The 26,087-nt window shown below is 44.8% G+C and carries 23 protein-coding genes; 3 read left to right on the forward strand and 20 right to left on the reverse strand.

What is annotated here, in order from left to right; genetic code table 11:
* Positions 1–6: 6 nt before the first annotated feature.
* The 3 genes from ACGTIC_RS13150 to ACGTIC_RS13160 are packed head-to-tail and all read right to left on the reverse strand — an operon-like array spanning position 7 to position 2,511.
* Positions 7–885, reverse strand: coding sequence for a polysaccharide deacetylase family protein (locus ACGTIC_RS13150; protein WP_113856279.1), 879 nt, complete (start codon positions 883–885; stop codon positions 7–9).
* 32 nt (positions 886–917) lie between these two features.
* Entirely contained in the window at positions 918–1,748 is an 831-nt protein-coding gene (locus tag ACGTIC_RS13155; protein ID WP_059075656.1) for an FAD binding domain-containing protein, read from the reverse strand.
* Between the two features lie 34 nt (positions 1,749–1,782).
* A complete protein-coding gene (locus tag ACGTIC_RS13160) occupies positions 1,783–2,511 on the reverse strand; it encodes a suppressor of fused domain protein (RefSeq protein ID WP_159897750.1) in 729 nt (242 codons plus the stop codon).
* Positions 2,512–3,021: 510 nt separating this feature from the next.
* Here ACGTIC_RS13160 and gdhA point away from each other — a divergent pair.
* Positions 3,022–4,371, forward strand: a complete 1,350-nt coding sequence (gene gdhA / locus ACGTIC_RS13165; protein ID WP_059075654.1) for an NADP-specific glutamate dehydrogenase — start codon at positions 3,022–3,024, stop codon at positions 4,369–4,371.
* Between the two features lie 205 nt (positions 4,372–4,576).
* Here gdhA and ACGTIC_RS13170 read toward each other — a convergent pair whose 3' ends face one another.
* The 8 genes from ACGTIC_RS13170 to ACGTIC_RS13205 all read right to left on the reverse strand — a co-directional run bounded on the left by ACGTIC_RS13170 (position 4,577) and on the right by ACGTIC_RS13205 (position 13,746).
* Entirely contained in the window at positions 4,577–6,487 is a 1,911-nt protein-coding gene (locus ACGTIC_RS13170) for a fructose-1,6-bisphosphatase (protein ID WP_113856281.1), read from the reverse strand.
* A gap of 242 nt (positions 6,488–6,729) precedes the next feature.
* Positions 6,730–7,896, reverse strand: a complete 1,167-nt coding sequence (locus tag ACGTIC_RS13175) for a permease (protein ID WP_113856282.1) — start codon at positions 7,894–7,896, stop codon at positions 6,730–6,732.
* Positions 7,897–7,917: 21 nt separating this feature from the next.
* A complete protein-coding gene (locus tag ACGTIC_RS13180) occupies positions 7,918–9,162 on the reverse strand; it encodes an aminotransferase class I/II-fold pyridoxal phosphate-dependent enzyme (RefSeq protein WP_113856283.1) in 1,245 nt (414 codons plus the stop codon).
* A 218-nt stretch (positions 9,163–9,380) separates the two neighbouring features.
* On the reverse strand, positions 9,381–10,880 hold the full coding sequence (locus ACGTIC_RS13185) for a succinate CoA transferase (RefSeq protein WP_113856284.1): 1,500 nt from the start codon (positions 10,878–10,880) through the stop codon (positions 9,381–9,383).
* 141 nt (positions 10,881–11,021) lie between these two features.
* On the reverse strand, positions 11,022–11,573 hold the full coding sequence (locus ACGTIC_RS13190) for a 2-oxoacid:acceptor oxidoreductase family protein (protein WP_113856285.1): 552 nt from the start codon (positions 11,571–11,573) through the stop codon (positions 11,022–11,024).
* A gap of 2 nt (positions 11,574–11,575) precedes the next feature.
* On the reverse strand, positions 11,576–12,403 hold the full coding sequence (locus tag ACGTIC_RS13195; protein WP_113856286.1) for a 2-oxoacid:ferredoxin oxidoreductase subunit beta: 828 nt from the start codon (positions 12,401–12,403) through the stop codon (positions 11,576–11,578).
* A 1-nt stretch (position 12,404) separates the two neighbouring features.
* Entirely contained in the window at positions 12,405–13,538 is a 1,134-nt protein-coding gene (locus tag ACGTIC_RS13200) for a 2-oxoacid:acceptor oxidoreductase subunit alpha (protein WP_113856287.1), read from the reverse strand.
* Position 13,539: 1 nt separating this feature from the next.
* Complete coding sequence (locus tag ACGTIC_RS13205; RefSeq protein ID WP_113856288.1) at positions 13,540–13,746, reverse strand: ferredoxin family protein; 207 nt, start codon at positions 13,744–13,746, stop codon at positions 13,540–13,542.
* Positions 13,747–14,061: 315 nt separating this feature from the next.
* On the opposite strand from ACGTIC_RS13205, the gene ACGTIC_RS13210 reads away from it, so the two are divergent.
* Positions 14,062–14,973 carry a LysR family transcriptional regulator gene (locus ACGTIC_RS13210; RefSeq protein ID WP_113856289.1) on the forward strand — a complete coding sequence of 304 codons (912 nt, stop codon included), beginning with the start codon at positions 14,062–14,064 and terminating at the stop codon, positions 14,971–14,973.
* Between the two features lie 6 nt (positions 14,974–14,979).
* The gene (locus ACGTIC_RS13215; protein WP_113856290.1) at positions 14,980–15,783 is read left to right on the forward strand and encodes a carbon-nitrogen hydrolase family protein; all 804 of its coding nucleotides are present in this window, start codon (positions 14,980–14,982) and stop codon (positions 15,781–15,783) included.
* A gap of 125 nt (positions 15,784–15,908) precedes the next feature.
* Here the strand turns inward: ACGTIC_RS13215 and ACGTIC_RS13220 are convergent, their stop codons facing one another.
* The 9 genes from ACGTIC_RS13220 to ACGTIC_RS13260 all read right to left on the reverse strand — a co-directional run bounded on the left by ACGTIC_RS13220 (position 15,909) and on the right by ACGTIC_RS13260 (position 26,066).
* Positions 15,909–17,075: a M20/M25/M40 family metallo-hydrolase gene (locus tag ACGTIC_RS13220; RefSeq protein WP_113856291.1), complete on the reverse strand. Its 1,167-nt coding sequence runs from the start codon at positions 17,073–17,075 to the stop codon at positions 15,909–15,911.
* Positions 17,076–17,157: 82 nt separating this feature from the next.
* The gene (locus ACGTIC_RS13225; RefSeq protein ID WP_075581530.1) at positions 17,158–18,102 is read right to left on the reverse strand and encodes an AEC family transporter; all 945 of its coding nucleotides are present in this window, start codon (positions 18,100–18,102) and stop codon (positions 17,158–17,160) included.
* A 39-nt stretch (positions 18,103–18,141) separates the two neighbouring features.
* Positions 18,142–18,924 carry a carbon-nitrogen family hydrolase gene (locus tag ACGTIC_RS13230; RefSeq protein WP_113856292.1) on the reverse strand — a complete coding sequence of 261 codons (783 nt, stop codon included), beginning with the start codon at positions 18,922–18,924 and terminating at the stop codon, positions 18,142–18,144.
* 559 nt (positions 18,925–19,483) lie between these two features.
* Complete coding sequence (nadD, locus tag ACGTIC_RS13235) at positions 19,484–20,125, reverse strand: nicotinate (nicotinamide) nucleotide adenylyltransferase (RefSeq protein ID WP_113856293.1); 642 nt, start codon at positions 20,123–20,125, stop codon at positions 19,484–19,486.
* A gap of 16 nt (positions 20,126–20,141) precedes the next feature.
* The gene (locus ACGTIC_RS13240) at positions 20,142–21,665 is read right to left on the reverse strand and encodes an L-lactate permease (RefSeq protein ID WP_113856294.1); all 1,524 of its coding nucleotides are present in this window, start codon (positions 21,663–21,665) and stop codon (positions 20,142–20,144) included.
* A gap of 120 nt (positions 21,666–21,785) precedes the next feature.
* The gene (locus tag ACGTIC_RS13245) at positions 21,786–23,015 is read right to left on the reverse strand and encodes a benzoate/H(+) symporter BenE family transporter (protein ID WP_113856295.1); all 1,230 of its coding nucleotides are present in this window, start codon (positions 23,013–23,015) and stop codon (positions 21,786–21,788) included.
* 136 nt (positions 23,016–23,151) lie between these two features.
* On the reverse strand, positions 23,152–24,627 hold the full coding sequence (locus tag ACGTIC_RS13250; protein ID WP_257536548.1) for a hypothetical protein: 1,476 nt from the start codon (positions 24,625–24,627) through the stop codon (positions 23,152–23,154).
* A 2-nt stretch (positions 24,628–24,629) separates the two neighbouring features.
* On the reverse strand, positions 24,630–25,232 hold the full coding sequence (locus ACGTIC_RS13255) for a 4Fe-4S binding protein (RefSeq protein WP_113856296.1): 603 nt from the start codon (positions 25,230–25,232) through the stop codon (positions 24,630–24,632).
* A gap of 57 nt (positions 25,233–25,289) precedes the next feature.
* On the reverse strand, positions 25,290–26,066 hold the full coding sequence (locus ACGTIC_RS13260; RefSeq protein ID WP_113856297.1) for a 2-keto-4-pentenoate hydratase: 777 nt from the start codon (positions 26,064–26,066) through the stop codon (positions 25,290–25,292).
* Positions 26,067–26,087: the final 21 nt, after the last annotated feature.

Consider the following 26,087-nt stretch of genomic DNA (forward strand, 5'->3'; position numbering starts at 1 on the left):
ATACCATCACCAGCTTGGCGGAATAGCCGTTGTGACGACGCGGAATGTATAGCCCTGGCTCTTGAGCAGTTTAATGAGTCCCGGCAAAGCTTCTACCGTCGCCTGATGGCCACTGGCATCATGCATGAGAATGACCAGGTGGCTGTGGAGATATGGCCGCAATGCCAGCTGCTTCTTAATATTTTCTATTTCTTTTCCAGCAGTTTTACCCGTCCCATCGGCATCTCCCGTCAGGGCATTCCAGCCTACTTCGATATACCCTTCCTGGTTGAGAGCCTGCCAGAACGCCTTGGTAAAATGTCCCGATGTGCCACCCGGCGCACGGCTGATAATAGGACGCACGTGGATGACATCATAAATCAGACCGGCCGTCTGATTGACTTCATCCATATAGGCGTTAGGCGACGCATACAGTTTCTTATAATTATGGCTGTAGGAATGGATGCCGATGGCATTGCCCGATTCATAAATAGCCTTCACGACATCAGGGTACCGTTCTACATTATTGCCTGTCAGGAAAAACGTAGCATGAATCTGTTCGTCTTTCAGGATTTTCAGTATTTTTGTCGTATTTTCTTTATTCGGCCCATCATCAAAGGTTAGATAGGCCACATGATCCCCATAATAATAATCCCTGGTCGTACCGTATGTCAGAGGAAGACCTTTGTCCTTACGCTGCTGTACCGTATAATGATCATACACAGGCAGGTCATTATCGACAGCTGGCAGAGTAAAATCATCTCCCACAAATGCCACATCGGGGTGAGATATGGCAGCAGCCTGTTGTACCTCCGGTGCTATATGTCCGTGATGATTATACAAAAACCATCCACTACCTGCTAACACACATATGGCCAATAAACCAGTTATTATTCTTCCCTTCACGTTCTCTACTCCTTACCTTTTGATTCCATTCCTTACCTTTTAACAGATTTCATCGTCAGGCTGTTCTGACGGCTGAATCCCTTCCACGCTTTTTTAATCAATATGCGCATCATATCTATAGTCAGCTCCCGGCGTTCCTGCTCAGAACAAGGGCCGAAATTTTCAAAATCCAGTTCTTCGCTGACCATGTGAGCCACATTTTCTCTGGCCTGCAGTCCTTTGGCAGACAATTCCTCACTAGCCTTTTCTGCAATAGCTGCTGCACCGGGACGACCGCCGACGACAATCCGCCACTGATCTTCTCCCATAGTGACAGCGCCAGTCAGATATGGCTGCTGGCCCGTCTCACTTCTGTAGGCCATATACGCGGTATAGACGAACTCCCGGGCAATCACGATTTCTGTGATTAATTCCCCCATAGGAGGACACGAAAGATAATCCCGCAATTCCATACGCCCTTTGTCTTCCAGGACCACATCGACAGTCAGGGACAAGAGAATAGGAAGCAGCATGGAAAAAGGCTGTTTGGAAGCAATCAGGCCACCCAGCGTTGCCCTCTGTTTCAGTTCCCGGTCCGGTACCTCTCTCAAAGATGCACATATGGCCCCTCCTGCCAGGCCCTTCAACAGTGGCGATTTCTCTATTTCTGCCATCGTCGTCATCGCGCCGACAGCGATTTCTTCTCCTCCGTCCCGGATATAGGAAAGCCCGGCATGATCCAATTCGATGGCCAGTTTATAATGAGTATCTTTACGTTTCAACTCCTGCGCACCGGCTACAAGAACTGACGATGCGACAGTCCGGTAAGCACTATACGCTTCAGCCGATGTATGGGGAGCAATGACACTATCACTCGATACCACTTGGCGCACCTCCTTTCACAACAGTTTTATTCTATTACTTTAATAGTCCTTGTGCAACATGACTGCGGTGCAAATCCAAAAGAAACGACTCATGAGTACAATCCAGGATCCGCTCAATCAGTGCATCCGGCCCCAGCCTATCATAGGCTTCCAGTTCATCGGCATACAACAGGACTGGCATTAGTAATTGGATAATTATGCCATCGTCCAAAGTCAGTTCTCCCAATTCACCATCAAACTGTACCATAAGGACTCCACAAAGATCACTTTCCGTAGTGAATGGTTCGTTTGACTCTGAATTGGGAAGGATGAACCCGTAAGACATCCACAGATGATGAGCATGCGGAAATTTAGCCAGATCACGGATCATCCGAAGCGGCCAGGCAGCCTGTTCCCCCATAGAAAGAATTCGGTCATGGGCAAACGGCCAGTCAGATGGCAGCATCAGACACAGTTCACTATATGATTCCCGCACTTCGCTACTTTCCGTTCCTTCGGGATAAGTCATCGGTGTGGCACTCATCCCCAGAGTATGAATAACATAAAACGGCTCTTCTGTCGTAGGATATAAAACCTCTATATCAACAGGCAGCGGAACCGGTTCCGTATCAGCCAGGACCGTCCGTTTCCGGTTGGGAAACAACGTATGGAAGTATTGTTCCACTGCTCCGGTATATTCACGATGCAATACGGGCACCGGTTTCATTACCAGATCATTCATAGAAAAAAAATGTGTGATTTTAGGAATCGGACAACGGTCCATCGGTATCACTCCCTTATGTTCTATCTTACTATAACATAGACCGGCCATTTGTTGAACCCATCAGACGCCCTTTCCTTTTTTAGTCAGGTCTCTAATGCCGGTTTATATGGGAAAACAGATATCCGGAAGACTGCATTATCTGTACCGGTAAGTATATGCTATATATACATTATATGATGTACGGATATTCATCATATCACATATACCATCTATATCGCATTACGCATTTTGTCCTTATATAGCAAACAAATATAGTCTATTTATAATACATTACAAATTATCATTTATAAAATAATATTAAGGCATGATACAGCCGTTCATTTATTTTTTAATATAAATTAATTTTTTTCATTATATTTTATTTGCGTTTATTTATATTTTTAGTATTTTCCTGAAAATGTTATAATTTATTTTCACATTATGGTATTTGCAAACGAAAAAAAAAGTGTTATGATAAGGCCGTAGAGAGAAGTTCGGGGTAAACTAATTTTTCAAATGAGGTGAAGCTTTATGAACAAGTATCTTGCATCTGTAATCGAAAACGTCAAAACGAAACACGCTAATGAACCGGAATTTGTCCAGACCGTAGAAGAAGTATTCTCGTCCCTGGATCCTGTCGTAGAACGTCATCCGGAATACGAAAAATACGATCTCCTGAATCGCATGGTCGAACCGGAACGGATGTTTACATTCCGCGTTGTCTGGGAAGATGATAACGGTAAAATCCATACCAATACAGGTTATCGCTGCCAGTTCAACGGCGCAATCGGGCCATATAAAGGTGGTCTCCGTTTCCAGAAAAACGTATATCCCGGTATCATTAAATTCCTCGGTTTCGAACAGATTTTCAAGAACTCTCTGACGGGTCTTCCTATCGGTGGCGCCAAAGGTGGCGCAGACTTTGATCCCGATGGCAAATCCGATGCAGAAATTATGCGTTTCTGCCAGAGCTTCATGCAGGCCCTTTATCGTTACATCGGTCCGGACATCGACGTACCGGCTGGTGATATGGGCGTTGGCGGCCGTGAAATCGGTTACCTCTTCGGCGAATATCGTCGTCTGAAAGGTTGCTTCGAAAACGGCGTACTGACCGGGAAAGGCTTCAGCTATGGTGGATCCCGTATTCGTCCGGAAGCGACAGGCTATGGTGCTGTATACTATCTGGAAAATGTCCTCAAACACGATGGCGAAGACATCAAAGGCAAAACGATTGCCGCCGCTGGTTTTGGTAATGTTTGCTGGGGTATCTGCAAGAAAGCTGCCCAGCTCGGTGCCAAAGTTGTTACCCTCTCTGGTCCGGACGGATATATCTATGATCCTGATGGCGTCGTAACTGAAGAAAAGATCAATTACCTCCTCGAAATGCGTGCTTCCGGTCGCAACCGCGTCCAGGACTATGCTGATAAATTTGGCGTAGAATTCCATCCGGGTGAAAAACCGTGGGGCGTCAAAGTTGATATCGTTATGCCGTCGGCTATGCAGAATGACGTACATATGGAAGAAGCAAAACAAATCGTCGCTAATGGTATCCGGTACTACATCGAAGTTGCCAACATGCCGACTACTAACGACGCATTGAAATATTTGATGGAACAGCCGAACATGGTCGTTGCTCCGTCCAAAGCCGTAAACGCCGGTGGCGTTGCTACGTCCGCTCTGGAAATGAGCCAGAACAGCGAACGACTCGTATGGACTGCAGAAGAAGTCGATGCCCGTCTCCATGAAATCATGAACACGATTTATCAGAATTCTGTAGACGCAGCAGAACGCAACGGTTTCGGATATAATCTCGTAGCAGGTGCTAATATCGCCGGTTTCGAACGTGTAGCCGATGCTATGCTCCAGCAGGGTGTATTCTAAATCTACAACTCCATAACTCATGTACTATCAGGAGGCTGTCTTTTAGACAGCCTCTTTTTCATGCCGCTGCGATGCCGATGTGAGCGAGGTCATATCATACGTTATCCGGCAAAAGAACGCGCAACGCAAAAAAAGGAGACTGCATACGGGCTTCAGCCCCATGCAATCTCCTTCATTTTCTATACAGCAGTTCACGTGCGCTTCATCATTCACCACGCCGTTCGATGATAATCCCCTGCCGATATGCCTGGAGCAGGGCCTTCAAGTCATCAATCATCTGCAACAATTTTTTGCCATTGTCCGTATCACCAATCATGACCCGTTTAGGTTCCAGTTCTACCTGAGTCGATTCGGACCCCATATCGGCATTGGTCCGCAATACTTCCTCTACATCCGTAAAGGGATAATGAGCCTTGATCCGGATTCCGTGGGAATTAAAAATCAATGTATACCCAGCAATCCCTGTCGAATTCTGATAGGCTTTACAGAAGCCCCCATCAATGCAAAGTTCCTTGCCTTCGGCCCGGATCGGACTTTCCCCTTTTTTCACTTTTACCGGCGTATGTCCGTTGATAATATGTCCCTGCGGCGAATCAATCCCGAACTCATGAAGAATCTTGATGCATTCGTCTTTATCCCGGTTCAGGCGGAAATAGGCATTTTCTGGTTCTTTCCACGTATCTTTATCGGCAATGTAACTGCGTTCAAAGGTCTTTACAATACGCCCGGACACAGGAGAATCGGGGCCGCCCCACATATACCACATATAATCCAGGCTGTCCGTATCCCTCTTGGTATAGGCGCGCCGTGCCATATAATCGGCATGATCCATAAAAGCCTGGCCCTTATACCCATGTCCATCGAAATAAATTTCTTTAAAGCTGCCATCATCGTTGAGCGGCAGGCTGCCATGGAACAATAAATTGTTATTGTAGCAACGGTACATAGAGCCATGGCTGTACAGGAACTGAATATGCCGCTGGAGCCGTTCGCTCTGCAAAAATTCAGTCTGCAGATCAGCCATAATGCGATGTTCCTCCGGAGACAGGGTATAGGGATCCTGAGGATTGAACGTAGGAAAATCCGTCGTAGTCAGTTCATAGGTTCCGGAATCCAGCGTAATGGTCCCTGTTTCCAGATTGATTTTATGGAACAGCAGGCGATCATCCATATTATATTCCGGATGACGGAATATAACCTGCCCTTCCAGCTTGGATAAGATGACATTGATTGCCTTAACCATCGGTTCGATGCCGTCATCTTTGGTATACATTTTCAAGGCAAACAGGGCCAGCGGACGCAGACTGATGCCATACCCGCTTTCCAGAATCTCCAAATTATGATATCGGATATTATTGCGCAGGACATTGGCAATACAGGCAGCACTGCCGGCGGCAGCTCCCATCCAGAGAATGTCATGATTACCCCACTGGATATCCATGGAATGATGATGCATGAGATTATCCATGATTTTATCTGCATGGGGACCCCGGTCATAAATATCGCCGATAATATGCAGATGATCCACAGCCAGCCGTTTAATCAAAGCCGTCAGCGCATAAATAAAAGAACGGGTACTCCCCGTTTCCAGAATCGTGTCGAGGATTTTGGAATGATAGACATGACGGTTTTTATCTTCATCCGGCTGGGCATGAAGCAATTCATCGATAACGAACCGGAAAACCGGTGGCATCGCCTTACGTACCTTGGAACGGGTATACTTGGACGAAAGCAATTTCGCCAGACGAATCAGATGATGGAGCGTCTTACGGGCCCATTTGTCCGTTACCAGCTTTTTGCGGTTCATAAGATCCAGTTTTTCTTTTGGATAATAAATGAGTGTCAGCAGGTCATCCCGTTCTTCCTGACTCATGGAATTGGAAAAGAGCATTTCCACTTTTTCCCGGATAACACCGGAGCAATTATTCAATATATGATAAAACGCTTCATATTCACCATGGAGATCGCTCATGAAATGTTCCGTTCCCTTTGGCAGATTCACGATAGCCTGCAAATTGATGATTTCTGTAAACGTCGCTTCCTGGGTCGGGTATTCTTTAGCCAGGAGTTCCAGATATTTGATATATTCATCGGAATATCCAGCATAATTTTCCATTTATCGTATCTCCCCATTCTTCGGCCGTGCCGATCATTATATACAAAGTCTTTACCTATATTGTACACGATATCGGCAAAATCATCTAGTTTAATTGCAGATTGCAAGGCACAGGCCTGTCACATCATGTTTTTTCTTGTATTACGATAAATCTCTGCTTTAAAAGAAGAAACTGTTGTATAAAGCAATTTACTTCATACAACAGTTTCTTGTAGAGAATGCGGGATGGACCCGCGGGGGATTTATAGTATCGTTACCAATATCTGACACGTAAGGACTAATGTCAGTAAAGCTAACGGATACGTCGATGCATATGCGGAGGCTACATCATCACATTGAGATTTTTCAGCCAGTGCCGCCATGGCTGGCGTAAAGGTCATGCTGGCCGCATTACATGCCAGACAATTAAGCAAAGGCAGTCGTAAAATACGCGTACCGACTAATGCTCCAAAAAACATAGGGATAATGACGAGCAACATGCCAATGAATACCAGTATCAGCCCGTTCTCCATAATAATACGTACCATGCTGTGACCACCCTGGGTACCGACTCCTACATAGAACAAAAACAGACCAATTTCCTTTACAGGATCCAATATGTTCTTGCTCACCTGTAAATTGATGGGACCTATGTGACCCCAATGTCCCATAAGAAGGGATACGATAAGTGGTCCGCCTGTAATACCAAGAGCAAATTGTGCCCCATGTGGCAACGGTACGGCAAAGGAACCAAAAAACACGCCAAGAACCGAAGCCAGTGCCAGACAAAATATCCCTTGTGGGTCTACTGTCAGATAGTGACGCAGCGATTGAGCCGAATTCTGCATCAAACCTGGCTTTTTTATCTGAATCAGGCTGCGTTCATATTCCATATCTGCATGAACTGCTTTAGGATAAATCTGCATAAACAATACCTTAAAAAGGGCTGCTAGCGGATATATAATGCCATAACCGGTAACCACATACGTTACAGCATCTGCGCTGGCAGACACGACATCCCTGGCAGCAGACATTCCCGGTGTCGTTGTAAATGCGCCACTCATCATACCAACGGTTAATTCCGGGCGCAGCCCGAATACAGCGACAATAACGGCACAAACTACTCCACCAACAGCAATAGTCATGATGCAGAGAATAGAATATTTTATTCCATTTTTCTTGATACTTGCAATAAAGCCTGGTCCGGCACTAAGTCCTACGCCGGTAATAAAAATAATTAGTCCTACATTAGTAATGCCATTTGGAACAGAAATGCCGAAGTGACCGGCAATAAGAGCAACTACAAACACACCTACGGTCCCCAGATTGACACCGTGAACGGATACATGGCCGATGAGATACCCAAAAATCCCAATCGTAAAAATAGCCAGCAGTAACGTACTGATTTCATTGATACTGAATGTAATCATAGGTATTCCTCCCCGGGTATCTTATTCTCCAACAACGTCAAAAGCCTTTTTTATTTTTGCAGCTACACCTGTCATCTTATCTGCCGAAACGGAACATACAGCAAATCTGACACCCATAGCTAAAGGACCGGCAAAAATAAGATCTTCATGAAGATGATTACAAACAGCCGCCGAATCGTGGGCAGGAATGGAAATAAAAAATCCCGATTGATACGGAAGAGCCGGAAGCTGGCACTCACTGGCTTCTTTTATAAAAATGCCAGACCGTTTACGAATTGTTTCAAATACTGTTCGCTGTTCCCGCTCCAATTCCTGTTGCAGTGCTTTATCATTCTGAATCATCGTCAAAATCGTCATAGCCCCGCGATTGACATTGGACCAGGCTGCCCGGGCAGAATACGTTACAACATGATGAAATTCTTCAATGACTCCCTTACTACAGGAAAGAGCTGCCAGTGCACCAGCACGCTGACCGTATAAAGTGTATCCTTTCGACATACTGAAAGCAAATAAAATGAGTACATTATCAGGTAAACCAGTAAATTTTTTCATAAAAGAACGAACGTCATTCTTTTCACCTGCATAATCAATGTAGGCAATATCAACTAGTATCGTCATTTTCTTACCTTTACGAGCCTGTGCCAAGGTAACATCTATAACGGCATCCCACTCATCAGAGGAAAGACTAAATCCGGTCGGGTTATGTGCTGGCGTGTTGAGTATGATGAGAAGAGAATCCTGCATGCGGCATACAGCATTTACCATCGCCTGAAAATGTGGCACATTGAAATGACGCTGCCCATCAAAAAGCGAAAAAGTCTGCAAGTTACGACCAATTTCACTACACAAAGCACCATATGCATCCCAGCGCCAATCAGACGTCAGTACGGCATCCCCCGGTTCGGAATAATTGGCAATAGCCATATGCACGGCGCCCGTCCCTCCCGCCGATGCCACAGCATCGATAAAAGCATCTGGCTGTTGATCTGCAAAAATAGCATGAATAACAGCATCCTTATATCCCGGCAACCCTACCGGAGGTGCATAACAAACAAATTCATTCATTGGTAACGCATGGAATAGCTTTTCTACAACGGGCAAACAGGCCACACTTCCATCATCGAGAGCAAATGAACCCAGCGTACCATTAACAACGGCATCACTGCCATGTTGAGCAATGGCCTGACGTACAGCTGCTCCCGCCTGAAAAATAACATCATTCAGTTTCTTTCCTTCCCTGTTCGAAGCCGCCATTAACGTGGACATACTGCATCCCTCCTAATAAATATTTTATTATTTTTATTATTTATTCATCTCTGAGCTGTTTCTGTGTAAAAAAATACCCCGGCCTATAAAAAATGCATAATAGTAGCATATATACAGGCTGGTAAACATTCCTGCAATCCGCATAAATCATATTGGTATGCTGACTGTCAGATACAGGAGACAATCTGACAGCCAGTATGACAAGTTCTCATACAATTTCACTTCATACTCCCTGTTTCCAGGTAGCGCTGCTGCCATGACAGGGCCTCTTTCAGGAGCTGTGGTTCATGCTGGCTACCCGTTGCAGCAATAGCCCGGTTCAGATAATCTGTGAGCTGGTCTCTGTAATCCGGGTGGGCACAGTTAGCTATGATAGTCCTTGCCCGTTCGACAGGAGAAAGACCGCGCAGGTCTGCAATGCCCTGTTCCGTACAGAGGACATCCACATCGTGCTCCGTGTGATCTACGTGGGAGCACATGGGAACTACGGAACTGATGGCACCGTTTTTTGCCGTCGAACTGGTAAAGAAAATCGTCAGATATCCCGCCCGGGCAAAGTCCCCGGAACCGCCAATTCCATTCATGAGACGACTGCCACAGATATGTGTCGAATTGACCTGACCATAGATATCAAACTCAATGGCCGTATTCATGGCAATAGCTCCGATGCGGCGGATCACTTCGGGATTATTAGAAATTTCCTGGGGTCGTATGACGATTTTTTTCCGGTACTCATCGATGTGTTCATAGAAATGCTTCAACCCTTCCGGTGATGCTGAAATAGAAGCCGTCGATACGGCATCGACTTTCCCGGCATCGATGAGGGTAAACATGCCGTCCTGGAGCACTTCCGTAAAGATAGACAAATGTTCGAAATCACTTTTGGCCAGCCCCTGAATGACCGCATTGGCTACGGATCCGACACCGGACTGGAGTGGCAGGAGATGCTCCGGCAGCCGGCCTTTAGCTACTTCATCCTTAAAAAACTGCACGATGAGATTTCCCATTTTCCGGCCCGCATCATCAACAGGTTTAAACGACCGGGGAGCATCGGGAATATCACAGGGAACAATAGCAACGATTTTATCCCAACCGCAGGTGATATACGGCTTCCCAATACGGTCCCCTGTATGGACGATGGGAATGGGTACACGGAATGGCGGATTGGGAATATCGTATACGTCATGCATCCCTTCCAGACTGAGCGGCTGGGTCACATTGATTTCGACGACAACTTTCTGACACACGTCAATCATGGCCGGCGTCGTTCCTACAGACGTAGTAGGGATGAGATTCCCTTCTTTTGTGATAGCTGCCGCTTCCACCACGACGATATCGGGGCGCTTCATGAACCCTTCCCTTAGCATCTGGGCAAATACGCTGACGTGATAATCGGCATAAGCCACACTGCCATCATTGATTTCGCGGCGCAGATCTTTATTCGTATGATAGGAAAACCGGCGGGAAATACCGTGTACCCGTGCCAGGGCCCCATCAATTTCATCACCGATGGATGCCCCAGCATACAGCGTAATCTGAAAATGTTCCCGTTCTATCCGCTTCGCCAGAGCCAGCGGTACGGCTTTGGGATACCCGGCCGGTGTAAACCCCGATACAGCCACAATATCATCGGGATGAATCAGCTTCGCCGCTTCTTCTGCCGTCGTAACTCTGGACATGTATGCTTTATTTCGTATGCGATCTGAAATGTCAATCATTGCAATCCCTCATTTCCTGCATCAAATTTCTCATCATATATAAATAAAAAACATAATCCGTATGTATTTCATATATTAGTATAGCACGATTCATAGCATTCTGGTACATGCCGATACGCCTATATCCGGAAAGAGGGGAATTTATTTCATCAGCGTTTTAGCGGCTGCCACGCCGGCTTCAAAAGCTTTATCATTGGATGGCCGCAATTTAGGTTTGAAGTGTTCCCGGACAGCCCGTTTGACAACGTCCAGGTCTTCTACACCGGTGAGGGCTGCAATGGCCCCGATGGCCACAACGTTGGCTGCCAGTGTTTTTCCGGTCACGTCCTCTGCAATCTGGGTGAGAGGAATGGCGTATACATGTTTTACGTTTTCCGGTACAGTATGGACAAATTTGGGGTCAATAAGAAAAATGCCTTCCGGTTTCATGTCTTTCCAGTATGTATCCGCAGCCTGCTGGGACATGGCCAGAACAAAATCGGGACGGCGCACACTGGGATAATTAATCGGTTCATCGTCAATAATGAGTTCAGACCGGCAGGCGCCTCCCCGTGCTTCCGGGCCATAGGAACGGGTAAGGACGATTTCCTTCGTGTCCAGTCCGCCCGCAGCCTGAGCCATGATATCGCCCATGAGCATCATGCCCTGGCCGCCGCTTCCGGCGAAACGCATTTCATAATGTTGTTTTCCCATGCTTATTCTCTCCCTTCGGCTCTGGCAATGACATGCTGATACTGGTCAGAATATTCCGGGCGGTCTTTGCGGTCCGTGAAGACACCCGTGACGATTTTATCCTGCAATGCCTCTTCACTCAGCTGTCGGGCTTTCTGAACTGGAATAGCCTGATCTTTGAAACGCTGCAGCATAGCCGGTCCATCCCCCAGTTTATTGAGACGTCCATATAACGTCGGACAGCAGCTCATGGCTTCAATCACAGAAAATCCTTTGTGTTCTATCCCCTTTGCAATCAGGTCAGCCAGCTGTGTCACGTGGTAGACCGTCGAACGGGCTACGAAGGTGGCACCTGCTGCGCTGGCCAGTTTGCACAAGTCAAACGGAGTATCTATATTACCGTATACAGTCGTCTTGGATTTTGCCCCTGTCGGCGTCGTCGGCGAATACTGGCCGCCGGTCATGCCATAATTGTCATTGTTGTAGATGACCGTCGTAATATCTAGATTGCGGCGGCAGGCATGGATGAAATGATTCCCGCCAATGGACGCACTATCCCCATCGCCGGTAACGACGATGACATGAAGTTTGGGATTGGCCATCTTGACTCCTGTAGCATATGCCAGAGGGCGGCCATGATTCGTATGGAGGCCACAAAAATCAAGATATCCGTTTGCCCGGCTCGAACAGCCGACGCCAGCTACGACGACGATCTGATTCTGATCAATGCCCGTTTTTTCAATGGCCCGGATGAGGGCATTGGTCACGATACCATTCCCACAACCGGAACACCAGATATGAGGCAGCTTATCCTGCCGCAAAAATCTATCATATACATGCACACCTGCCATGTTATTTCCCCTCCCTCAGTCCTGCAAGAATCGTATCAGCCGACAATATGACGCCGTTATTCTGGTTAATCATGCGAACCGGTGTATTACCACTGACTTCACGGACCATATGATATAACTGGCCTTCATTCATTTCACAGGTAACGATTTCCTTTACGCCGCGGCACAGCGTCTCCAGACGGCTTTCCGGGAATGGCCATACCGTGATGGGCCGGAACAGTCCTGCCTTGACACCTTCCTTGCGGATATCATCGATTGCCGCTTTGACTGAACGGGCGACGACACCCATCGAAACGATGAGGATATCGGCATCATCAGTTTTATACTCTTCATACTTTTCGATATCCGCGCGGTTATGTTCAATTTTCGCATGGAGCCGTTTTACCAGATAGGAAATCCGGTCGGCACTATTGGTGACAGGAAAGCCCGTATCATCATGGACCATGCCGGTCACGAACCAGCGGTATCCATCACCGAATGATGCCATAGGCGGGATGCCCGTACCATCGTCGGCATAGGCCTGAAATTCTGACGGCGGACAGGTGGGACGTTTACGGCTGACTACGTCATATTCACCCGGATCCGGAATGCGGACCCGTTCACTCATATGGGCCAGCATGGCGTCGCTGAGGATATAGACAGGATTCCGGTACGTTTCTGCCAGATTAAAGGCCCGTATCGTTTCTTCATATAATTCACCAACGGAAGCCGGGGCAATCGCAATGATGGGATGATCCCCGTTCGTACCCCAGCGGGCCTGCATAATATCGCCCTGGGCCGGTACGGTAGCCACACCCTGGCATGGACCCTGACGCATGCAATCGACGAGGACCAGAGGAATTTCCGCCATAATAGCATATCCCAGATTTTCCTGCATGAGCGAAACTCCGGGCCCACTCGTTGCCGTCATGGCCTTGACACCGGCTGCCGAGGCACCGATGACGGCGGCAATAGAAGCCAGTTCATCTTCCATCTGCATATATGTGCCGCCGGCTTTCGGCAGCAGTTCCGATGCCATTTCGGCAATTTCCGTAGCCGGCGTGATGGGATAACCGGCAAAAAACCTCATCCCTGCCGCGATAGCAGCCCTGGTACAAGCTTCATTGCCTGTCATAATTTCATAGGTTCCAGCCATGTCAAATTCCTCCTGTCACACGGATTGCAAAATCAGGACACCGTAATTCACACATCTTACACCCAATACATACCATATCGTCAGATATCACGGGTTTTCCATCATCATCCCGGGTAAAAACACCTTTCGGACAGAAAGCGGCACAAATGCCACAGCCTTTGCATAACCGGCTGTCCAGTATGATTTGAAATTTCTTTGTTACGCCCATATGCAATTCCTCCCAGCATTCTGCGTAGTACCTCTTCTTTCTTCTTACAGTTGCAGTATACATCACAAAAATGTATACTAAAAATACAGGTCGGACATGGAACCCATAATGAAATCATATAGTTTTTACTTGTCACTTCTTGCTTCTTACTCCTATGATTTCATCTAAAGGCCGGCATGATGGTATTGGTGAAGGAAACCGGCATCCTTATCCGTCTAAAAAGCATATGCAGACTGTATAGGACACGGTTCTCTTATTCCCGTGCAGAAAGACAAAAAAAATAAAGTCTTTCTCACACACACAGGAGGAATCATCATGAATCTGGAAGTATACCGCAATTACGTCGCCATTATTGATGCTGGCACAATTTCTGCGGCTTCCCGGGAATTACACATCGCCCAGCCCGCCCTGAGCAACCAGCTGAAAGCACTGGAAGCCGCGTATGGCACCCAGCTTGTCGAACGGGGTCCCCGCCACATTACCCCCAACAATGCCGGGAAAATTCTCTATGAAAAAGCCCGCCGCATGTGTCAGCTGGAAGATGCGGCGCAGAAAGAAATCAACGCCAGTATCCTCGGGACAAAGGGAACGCTTCACCTGGGTATCACACCCACCTGGCCCGATACCAACAGTGCCAATATGATTCTTGATTTCAGCAATACCTATCCGGAAATCGACTTCGATATATACGAAGAAAATTCCGGACAGCTGCTGGAACTTCTGGAAAAAGGGACGATAGAGGTAGCTGTCATCCGCAGTGCCGGACAGTTGCCACCGTCATTTTCCGTCCGCCATACCATTGACGAACGGCTGATGGTGGCCTTTCACAAAAAAAGTCCATGGCTGTCTTCTCATCTGGATGCAGTGCCTCTCACGGCTCTGGAAGATGTGCCTCTGGCCATTTCCCGCGGCTTTTGGCAGAAAATCCTGGAAATCTGTCAGAATGCAGGATTTACGCCACATATCCGGGCCGTCTGTTCGTCCCGTTATATGCCGCTGCGCTGGGCCTCCAGCGGGACCGTCGCTGCCATTTTCGTCGGGCCGGTACGCCCGGATCAGCTCAGCCAGGATATCTGCTGTATTCCTCTTCTGGGGCCGGGGCTGGAAACGCGCCGCCTGTTTGCCATCAGCAAATCCCGCAGCCTTTCCGCCGTTGCTGAAGCCTTTCTGAATTATATCCATGACCGTTCCTCTGACCAATATCTGACTAATAAAGGAAAGAAGTGACCGTATATGATCCGTATTGCCTGTGCACAAATGCAGATTCACCATACGATGAAGGAAAATTATGAAAAAACCTTGCTATATATAAAAAAGGCCCATGAAGCGGGAGCACAGTTAATCTGTTTTCCCGAAGGACAGCTCACGCGCTATATCGCCCAATATAAAGGCCTTTCTACGGCAGATATCGCCATTCCACCGGACCATCCGTACATACAGGGATTTCGCAAAGCCTGTAACGATATGCACATTATCGGTGTTTTTTCCCTGGCATTACTGAAAAAAGACAAAATCTATTCTATCATGATGGTAATTGATGAAACGGGGGCCATTCTGGCTACTGCTGCCAAAAATCATATCGTACAAGCTCCTCATTTTTACGAACAAGATTATTTTACTCCGGGAAATGATGGGTTTCTCGTCATTCCGACCACTGCCGGAAAACTGGGACTCATCGTCTGCTTTGATCGCCATTATCCGGAAAGTTTCCGCACCCTGGCATTGAAGGGAGCCGATCTGGTCATCACCGCCGTCGCAAATGAGACGACAGAACCACAGGACGTATTCCAATGGGAAATCCGTATTCCCGCCTTTCAGAACAGCTATTATGCTGTCATGATAAACCGTACCGGCCGGGAAGATTCTATGGATTTCTGTGGCCAGAGCCTTGTCGCCGGACCCGATGGAGCCATAACGGCACTGGCTGGCAGCGGTGAAGAACTGCTGATTGCTGACCTAGATTACCAAACCTCACATAGGCTGCGCCGGGAAAAGCAATATCTGAGTTTACGCCGGCCGGATGTATTCGACTTGTAAACGAAATCCCAGGATACTATATATACAAAAACGGGGCTATCCCACAAAGCACTGTGTCTTTGTAGGATAGCCCCGTTTTACATCAGAGAGACTCTGCCATTTCCATGGTCTGGAAATCCGGGTGGTTATTTTTCCGCCGCATCAAATTCTTCCTTCATCGCCTTGCACAAGTCTTCATGTTCCGCCAGACGCAATACGGTTGCCCCGATGATTTCTGCACCGCGGATGATGACCGGTTCAATGGCCTTGTTTTTGACCATATCGGCAATTTCTTTGGAATGGTCCGGATAGAACGTATCCCCCATGGCCAGATGGACGTGGAGCACCGGGCATTGATGGCTGACGTTGGCAATATCCGAGCTGCCACCGCAGTCAGGTTCTACAAAGGGCACATCCATATCCCGGAGCACGCCGCGCACGACTTCCGTCGCCGTTTCATTCCATACAAGGTCATCATATTTATAACCCAGTTGGGATACGTCAAAGGTCGTTTCCGTAGCAATGGCCGCCCCTTCAAAGCAATGCATCAGACGCTGAACCACTTCGTCGAGATAGGTCCGGGTAGAATGGCGGACGCAGCATTCCACTTCAGCATAGTCTGGAATAATATTAGAAGCCGTCCCGCCATTGACGATGTACGTACCAATCCGCGTATCAGGCTTTACATGCTGGCGCATCATATCGATGGCATGGAGAGCCAGCATGGCCCCATTCAGCGCATTCCGGCCTTTCCACGGGTGAGCTGCCGCATGAGCCGTCTGTCCGTGAAAACGGATACGATAATCATCGAGGGCCAGAAAACGGGAATTAGGCGTCGTTTCACACGCTGACATATGGATCATCATGGCAAGGTCGTAGTCTTTAAAAATTCCCTGCTGGCACATGGGGATTTTACCGCCCCGCAATTCTTCATCTGGCGTGCCGATGACATCGACGGATACAGGCGGATTCGTCATGCCATGAAATGCCGCCCCGGCCAGGAAGCTGATAGCCCCGCCTGCCGAATGACCACAGCCATGGCCGATACCTGGAAGGGCATCGTATTCAGCCAGTACGGCAACCCGTAAAGCCGGAGACTCCGTCTGGCAGGCAACCGCCTTATAGGCCGTAGCCTGTCCGCTGAACTGCTCCGTCACATCCATACCGGCATCCCGGCAGGCCGCCACGTGGCGGGCACAGGCATGATATTCTTCCCCGGATAACTCGGGATCATTGGCAATCGCATAATTCAATGCAAAGGCAGCAGGAGCATACTGCTGCACCTTTTTAGAAAATTCATCATATACAGACATGATTTACTCCTTTTGTTTCAGATAAAAAGGACGGCATCTGCACAGGGACAGCCGTCCTTTTACTATTATATAATCCTTCGCCTCAACCGACAATAGCCATATAAAGGGGAATGACCACCAGTCCCAAGGCAATAGACAGAAAACTGATTTCTGTTGCATACTGCACATCGGCACCGACGGATTTCGCCACGACTGTCATTTGCGTCATAGCGGGCATACTGGCCTGCATGGTAAATACTTTCGCTGACATATCCGTAATGGGAATAAACGGCAGCAGTGCCAGTACACAACAGGGACAGACGAGGAACCGGCCGCATAAGGCACCGATGATATCCCGGTCCCAATGAATATCTTTCCAGGATATAAGACTCATTTCTATGCCGATGACAATCAGTGACAAAGGCGTTGCCATATTCCCGACATACTGGAAACTCATGACCAGGAAATCCGGCAGCTTCACGTCGAGCATAACCAGAACGAGGCCGATGAGAAATCCTTCCAGCGGCGGTGAAAACACTTTTTTGATTGTCTGCATAGAAAAAAGCGGCATATTCTTCCCGCCCGTGCTGTCATTGACGATATGATACACCGCCAATGTCCAGAACATAGTCGTATTGGCCATATAATAAAGCATGACCGACGGCACACTCTTGGGACCGAACAAGGCCAGATTGACAGGCAGACCGATAAAAATTGTATTGGCAATAAAAAAACAGGTAATGAATATCCCCTGCCGGTCCTTGCGGATATGTAGGACTGCCGCCGCGATTCTTCCCACAAAATAGGCCAGGAAAATAGACGCAAAAGGCAGTACCAAATCCGGCGCAATCTGTACTAGTGAATCGTGCGTAAAATCGCGGACCATATTGACTACCATATAAAAAGGCAGAGCCACTTTCATGACAATCTTCGTCAGAAGAGCACTCGTATTGCTGTCAAACCATCCTTTGCGGGACAAAATAAACCCGATGGAAATAATAAAAATAACTTCAAAAATCCCCTGCAGGCCATGTATAGCCCCTTCCATACCAACACTTCTCTTTCAAATAACACTATAACACACACATCAGAGATGATACAATTCCGGCCGGCGGTCACGGAATACGTTAATACTGCTGCGGATACCTTTGATGACCGACAAATCGACATCACTGGTAATAATCTGCTCCCGTCCGTCTGCCTGGGAAAGGACCTTGCCCCAGGGATCAATAATCATGGAACCGCCGCAGAATTGATACTCTCCAGCCTGGCCACAGCTGTTGACAGCTACGACGAACATCTGATTTTCAATAGCCCGTGCCTGATTCAAAATTTGCCAGTGTCCCAGCCGTGGATTGGGCCAGGCCGCCGGTACAAAGAGAATCTGTGCGCCAGCCAGCGCTGCCATGCGCACCCATTCACCGAACCGTACATCATAGCAGATAATCGATGCCATTTTCACGCCATCTAATTCAAAAATATTCAGATGGTTTCCTGCCGTAAAGACCATATCTTCTTTTCCCGGCGTAAACAGGTGCACTTTATCATACTCTCCAACAACCTCACCTGTCTTATCTACGACAAAAGTCGAATTATACAGCTTTCCCTGTTTTTTATTGGCAACAGAACCGCCAACAATATGGACATGATACCGTTTTGCCGCATCAGAAAGAAAAGCCTTTGTTCTCTTTCCCTCTTCATCAGCCAGATCATATACGTTTAGCGGATAAAACGATGTATTCCAAAGCTCGGACAATACGACGATATCGGCCTCTGCAGCTGCTGCCGCTTCTATAGCCTGATCGGCTATATGATAATTAGCATCTACATCGCCATAACGAATCGCCGCCTGTACCGCTGCTATCTTCATAGACTCACCCCCATTAATACAAAAAATGCAAACCCGCATATTTATTATATAAGAGGCTGTCAGGCAATGCAACGGCTGATAAAAACTCAAAAATAAGAAGTCTGTAATAGAGCAGAAAAATTTCTCATTTCTATTATAACCTTCTTAATAATTAACTGTTAGACACAATATTCATAAGTGTATTATAAGATTTATTAACTTGATTTTGTATAGTGTCAAGGCCGGGTTCAATTTGACAGTAGAAGCTTTAAGGTCCTAATAAAAATGGACTTAAAATCTTTTATCAATGTGAATTTTAAATATTTAAACTCTCCCAAATTTAAAATAACCTATGATTTTTAATATGTAGATATGTATTTTTCAGGAAAGACTGCTAATCATCATTGATAAGGTATTCCACGCTACAGAAGAATCTATCTGTTGCAGAAGATTTTATAAACAAAATCCCAAAGTATATTCGTAATGCACTACAAAAACTTACGAACGATCTGGATATTTTTCCAATCAAAAGGTAATACCTATATTTTTTTATAGGTATTAGAAGTTTTATATCACGTAGTTACTGGTACAATTTGTTTTCTCGTATAAACGTTAGCACCCGGACGGGCAATAACCGACTTACATCTTTATGGCTACGTACAGCATTACGAATCTGCGTAGACGATATGGGAATCGTTTTCCATGTACTTAATGTGTACTGCAAACCGTTTTGGCGTAGTCCTTGCAATTGTTCGCTTACTCGAACAAAGGCATCATCTGTTCTAGGCACAAATATAAATTCACATATATCTTTTAAGACATCAATCGCCTTCCACCTGGATAGGTGATAAATAATATCCGAACCTGCAATAAAATAAAATCTCACATCTTTTTCATCACAACAATGCATAAAATGTTCTATCGTTTTAGCAGTATACGGAATTGTACTGCCTTTATAATCAACCTCATATTTTGATACATATATAGGAAGATTGTCTGGCAAAGACATCTCTAACATTTGACACCGCATTTCGCCCTTTAATTTATTCTTCTTTGAGTGAATTTCTTTATCTGCAGTCGGCAAAAACACACCCATATCTAATTGATACGATTTTATAGCATTTTCCATCGTTTGAATGTGTCCATTATGAACAGGATCAAAAGCTCCCCCCATAATTCCGATTCTCTTCTTCCCCTGAAAATCTTTATCCTCACAAAACATCGATTTGTATCCTCCTTCAATATAATTTAAAAATAATAGGAATAAAATAGCAAAATATTCCCCCAATAGCAATTAAAATAAAAAACCACTTAAAAGTTGCTCGTAAAATACGATTATCTAACCCGGGCTGCTGTACTGCCGATGCTCCTAATGAAATCATCTGTGGGCTAATTATCTTTCCTACACCCCCACCAAATAGATTACCTGCTGCCAGCCATGCTTCGGATATTCCAAGGGCCTCTGCGGTAGCAGTCTGTAGATTTCCAAATAATGCAGAAGAGGTTGTAGCACTCCCTGTTACGAAAGATCCCAACCCCCCAATTAAAGGGGATACAAATGGATAAAAGCCTCCGGTTGCAACAACCATAAACATAGCTATAGTCCGGATCATTCCACTATAATTCATAATAATGGCAACAGCCATGACAGAGCATATCGTTACAATCATACTCCAATTTTTATAAATAGCTTTAAAAAAGACTGAAATCTGTTCCTTGATGCTCATTCCTTGGATAAGTCCACCAATAATAGCGGAAATCATTATAACATCAGCACTATTTGTTAACCAATTAATAGTAATGCTCGATGGATTGATACCGTTATAAATTGTAAATACTGATTTTACAGACACTAACATATTATGAATAAACGGAAAAAGCCGGGATGTCACGGTCAGCAAGACAAACATGATGATAAATGGACTCCATGCCCGTATCCCCTGGTACAAAGTAAAGGCATTTTTTTCAGTCTTATCCATTTTTTCCTCGACATAAAAAAGTTTAACAAAAAGAATGGTAAAGACCATAGCGCTGATAGAACCAGCTACATCTGGAAGTTCTGGTCCTACAAAATAAGCAATACAAAAAGCTGGAACAGTAAAAGCCAATGAAGAAATAGTTGTAATGACAAACATATTTCTTATAGATTTCCACCCATCCCCACAAATATAAATCATGACATATGGTGTAAGAAATAATGGCAATAATTCTATTATAATTACATTCGATGATAAGATATCTGCACTAATACCAGTTACCTGTGATGTGACCAATGTAGTAACTCCGACCGAACCAAAGGCAGTAGTCATAGTTGTCATAATCAATAAAGAACCAACAATACGAACTGGATTCATTCCAATACTAACCAAAATTCCCGCCGGGACTATGACTGATGTACCAAAACCAGCGACGCCTTCCAAAAAATTACCAAATCCAAAACCAATAATTAGCAAAAGAATCAATTTGTCATCAGTAATATGCAATAACATCTTTTTTATATTTTCCAGTTCACCCGTTTGCTCTGTTAATTTAAATGTAAAGAGTGCCGCAAAAATAACTGTAAGAATAGGCCAGATTCCATCAATAATCCCTTCAACAGTTGCTGTAGCTATATTACTGATAGATAACCCAAACCATAGAAAACCTGCTGTCGCAGATAAAATATAAGCAATGATACAGGAATACATACCACTAACTTTGAAAAAACCCAAAGCAATAACAAACCAAAAAATAGGTACTAATGCAATGATAAAATCCGCCATAGTATCATCCCTTCTACCTTCTTTTAGTATTAAAATATTTAGATAGATAGAATGGTGGAATAAAAATTTATTCCACCATTCTATAATGTAAATATTAAGATTTACATTGCTTACATAATTTTAATCAGTTGCAGAATTCTTTTTAAAATCCTGTCTTTCAACAATAAGAGAAACAACTACCCCAACTACTAAAGCCCAAAATGCACATCCAATGTGTAAAATAGAAATTCCTGATAAGCCCACACATAATGCTGCAAAAGAACCAATTTTAAATTTTCCAGAATAAAAAGCAGTCTTTAAAGAATCAATTAAAACATTAATCATTGCTAGCCCAGCCAATGTTCCAACTAACGTTGCCGGAATCAGATTAACAAAGCTAATCGCATAGGCAGCAAAAAGCCCAAAGATAGCAAAAGTAATGCCATTTACAACAGATGCAACATATCGGCCATCTTTTTCACCCGCTTCACTAGATGCACATATAGCAGTCATCGGTCCTGCAATATTAGCATTATGGGCACCAAAGATACCTGAAATGATTCCACCAATTCCTGAAGCAATGGTCATTACATTAGCAGGAACTTTATACCCGGCTCCTTTTAATACCCCCATTGCCTGTGCATTTTCTGCTCCCATAACTAATACTGCCAATGGGATGGAACAAGATAAAACCAGTTGGAAGTTAAATTCAGGAGCGACAATTCTCGGAGCGATAAAGGAAATATCCCCTATATTTCCACCAAATCTTCCTGTAAAATAAGCTAAAATAACTCCCACTATTAAAGCCGATAACACACCTGGTATTTTTTTAAAAAATACCGGCACTATAAGAAAAACAAGAAAACATACACCACAAACTAATGGATCAGCATTGATGCTTTTAACTACACCTATTCCAAATTTCATCATAGCACCAGCAACCATAGCCATAACGATTTCCAAAGGCAAAAAGTTCATAATTTTGCCAATCAAACCAGTTAAGCCGATTACCAGAACAATAACCCCCGCGATAATAAAGGCGCATGCGGCTTCATTAAATGAATACCCGGCTAATGCTGTTCCCATTAACGTGGCACCAGGAATAGAGTATGCCCCTGAAATCGGCATTTTATAATACGTCGCAAGGATAGTTCCTAACAACCCACCAAAAACATAAATACCAAAAACCCAGGTAACAATATCAGCCAAAGTGAAACCCGCTTCATGACCCGCAGCTATAACAATCAGGCATGGGCCTGTGCATCCAAAAATAGTAGATACGATACCAGATCCAATCGTTTGACTATTCAGATATTTTGAAATGTCTTTTATGCCCGATTTAAAGCCAGGGCCTTTTTCTATCAACTCCATAGTTATACCTCTCTTATTCACAACTTAGTCAAATCTATTTTCAATTATAATTAATAAAAAGGAATCACCTAAATTGGAATATATACGCCTCTTTGTAGGTGATTCCTTTTCTTTATACTATCATTTTAAAAGGCATTTATTCCGTCTTTAGTTTATCCAATACCGAAATATCTACGCCTCGCTGTCCAAACCACTTCGGCATCAATACTTCATCTACCTCTTTCGAGACTTTGGGAGCCCATTCAATCAAATCTTTTGCTAATGATTCAGAACAATTCAAGCCGCCCATTGCGCCATCAAAAATGATAACCTTATCCGTCCCAGTTACTCTATAAGCGAAATTCATAGCCTCTTCTGTAGTTTTCGAAACAACAGCATAGTCCATATAATGAATATTCATCGGTTCCATATCAAATAACTTAGCTTGTTCTTCTCCAACGACAATAGTTGGAATATGTGACGAGAAAAATGCTGATGGATATCCTGTCCATGCATAATTGTGAACACACATTTTAATGGCAGGATTTAAAGGTGGAATACCTTCAAGCAACGGCTTACCATCTTTGCCATAAAAGGCTTCCGTATACCACGTATAGGGGGGCAAAGGCGTACCTTCCATGTCATATAAATCCTTATTAGCCCCTGTAAAATTAGCATAAATTACGCCTGCGGAAAACACATATGGAACAGGACATGGAAAATCAAGTACAGCTATGCATTCTTTGATTTTTCCAAATAAAGTCATAATTTTACCATAGAGCTGACATCCAATAAACGTAGCACGGTCATTGATATTATAGAGATTATTATCTGCGTCAACTCCAATGACACCATGTGGTCCTACGGTCATAAAAGCCCCAAAAGCAAATTTCTTTTGTACAAATTCAGATTCAAAAATTGCACGAGCTGTAAAATTTGCTGCACGAGGGCCTAAATTCTGGTGATAGGTGGATCTGGATTCCAACCGGGCATAGGACATAGAAAATGGCTTGACCGCCTTATCGACCTGACGATGGAAATGTACTTCACGAACGTCTGTATGATGGACATGTACAATCCAGTCCGCATCATAAACGGCTTTAATACCATACAACGTGCCAATTTCCGTTTCAATCGGAATACCTTCATCAACGGGGCAGACGCCCTTGGCTTTACCTTTGCCATAGTATTCATCGAGTCCATACCGTTTAATATATTCCTCTGTTTCACGGAAACGCATACCGACACCAGCACGAAGCCGGATATTATCTGTACCAGTTTTCTCATGAATAATATCTCGCACGGCTTTTAAAAGAAGTGCATATGGCTGCCCACCAAACAGGGTAAATCCATGATGCGAGGCTAATACATTGACACTGTCTGTGGATTTAATCATGGACATGTCAACTTTTCTTAAACTTTCTTTAGCCATTTCGTAAAATTTGTCTAGTGCGTCCGGTCCTCCCGGATATACGACATCCGGCAATTCAGGGAACAGTTCTGGTAATCGCAAGGAGCACATCCCAGGCATTTCTGCCACTCTTTTTTTTATCAGAGAAGGATCAATACCATACTGAGACGGCTTTGGTGCAATTGGCATAATCGGTTCATGAATGAATTGGGATTTTTCCATAATTATTTCCCTCCTTTAGCAATTTCATCCAGCAATACGCGGTCTTCATCAAAATAAAATCCCCGGCTATTATATTTGTTTTTTACATCTTCAGGCAAATCCCATGCTGTCGGAGTCAGGCCATACCACTGCCAGCCTTTGGGGTCTGGATGCAATTCGATTCCAGCAGCTGTCAACAAGCGAAGAATAGGCTGGATACACTCAATCGTGCATCCTGTCCTAATGCCTGTTGCCAATGAAATTTCATCAGGAGTCTTGCATCCATCCAAAATAGCTGCCGCTACTTCTTCAGCACGAACACCCACACAATAGCAAAGAACCTGTTCAGGATTAAAATGAGCTTTTAAACATAAATCTTTAATCTGTTGCGGATCAAATTTTGATACATCTATCCCTACGGTTTTAACTTCACTACGTTCGACCATTGTAATTGCGTAGAAAGGACACCGGTCAGCACAATTTGCACATCCCATGCACTTCATCGGATCGGATGTTGCAATACGATTTTCTACATGAATAGCATATACCGGACAAACTTTTTCACATGTTTTACAACCTTTACATTTTTCCGGGTCAACCTGTGCCATAATGGTAACTTGTTTCATATTTTACACCTCTTTACATATTAAGAAATAATTTTATAAGTATTTACGCATTTCAAATTATTCAACAAATTTAACCGTTGCAGAGCCCATATTGGTAAAACTTGCAGTTACGCAGTCCCCAGCTTGTACAGGAATAGCTGCAGTAAAGGCACCTGCCATGACAAGACTACCTGCTTTTAATGGAATATGAAAATCAGCTAACATATTTGCCAGACATGCTACAGAAGCAACGGGATTCCCCCAAACTTCCGCTGCTGCACCACTATTAATCAGTTCTCCATTTTTTTCAAGAATCATACCCGTTGTCCGCATGTCAATATCTTCCAACCTTGAAAAATTACTGCCGCACATAATGCGTGCAGATGATCCATTATCAGCAATAGTATCTGGTAATTTTATTTTCCAATCTTTAATGCGGGAATCGACAATTTCAATCGATGGCATAATAAAATCAGTCGCTTCATACACATCAGCAATTGTAATTCCTGGTCCTTCTAACGTTTTATTAATATGAAATGTAATTTCTCCTTCAACTTTTGGCTGAATTAATTCACTCATATGACAAACTTCGCCTTCTGTTAAAAGCATCGTATCAAATAAGTGTCCATAATCTGGCCAGTCAACATGCAATAACTCCTGCATCGCCTTGCTTGTCAGTCCAATTTTCAGCCCAACTAACTTCTCACCTTGTTCAAGGCGGCGCTTTACATTCGCCAATTGAATCTGATATGCATCTTCTACAGACATTTCTGGAAAATCATCGGTCAATCGTCCAACCTGACTTCTCTTTTTCTCGGCATCATACAATTTCTCGGCCAATTTGAAATAATCCATAATAAACTCCTCCTCGTATAA

It is taken from the genome of Megasphaera hexanoica, from assembly GCF_043520715.1.
GTDB lineage: Bacteria > Bacillota > Negativicutes > Veillonellales > Megasphaeraceae > Megasphaera > Megasphaera hexanoica.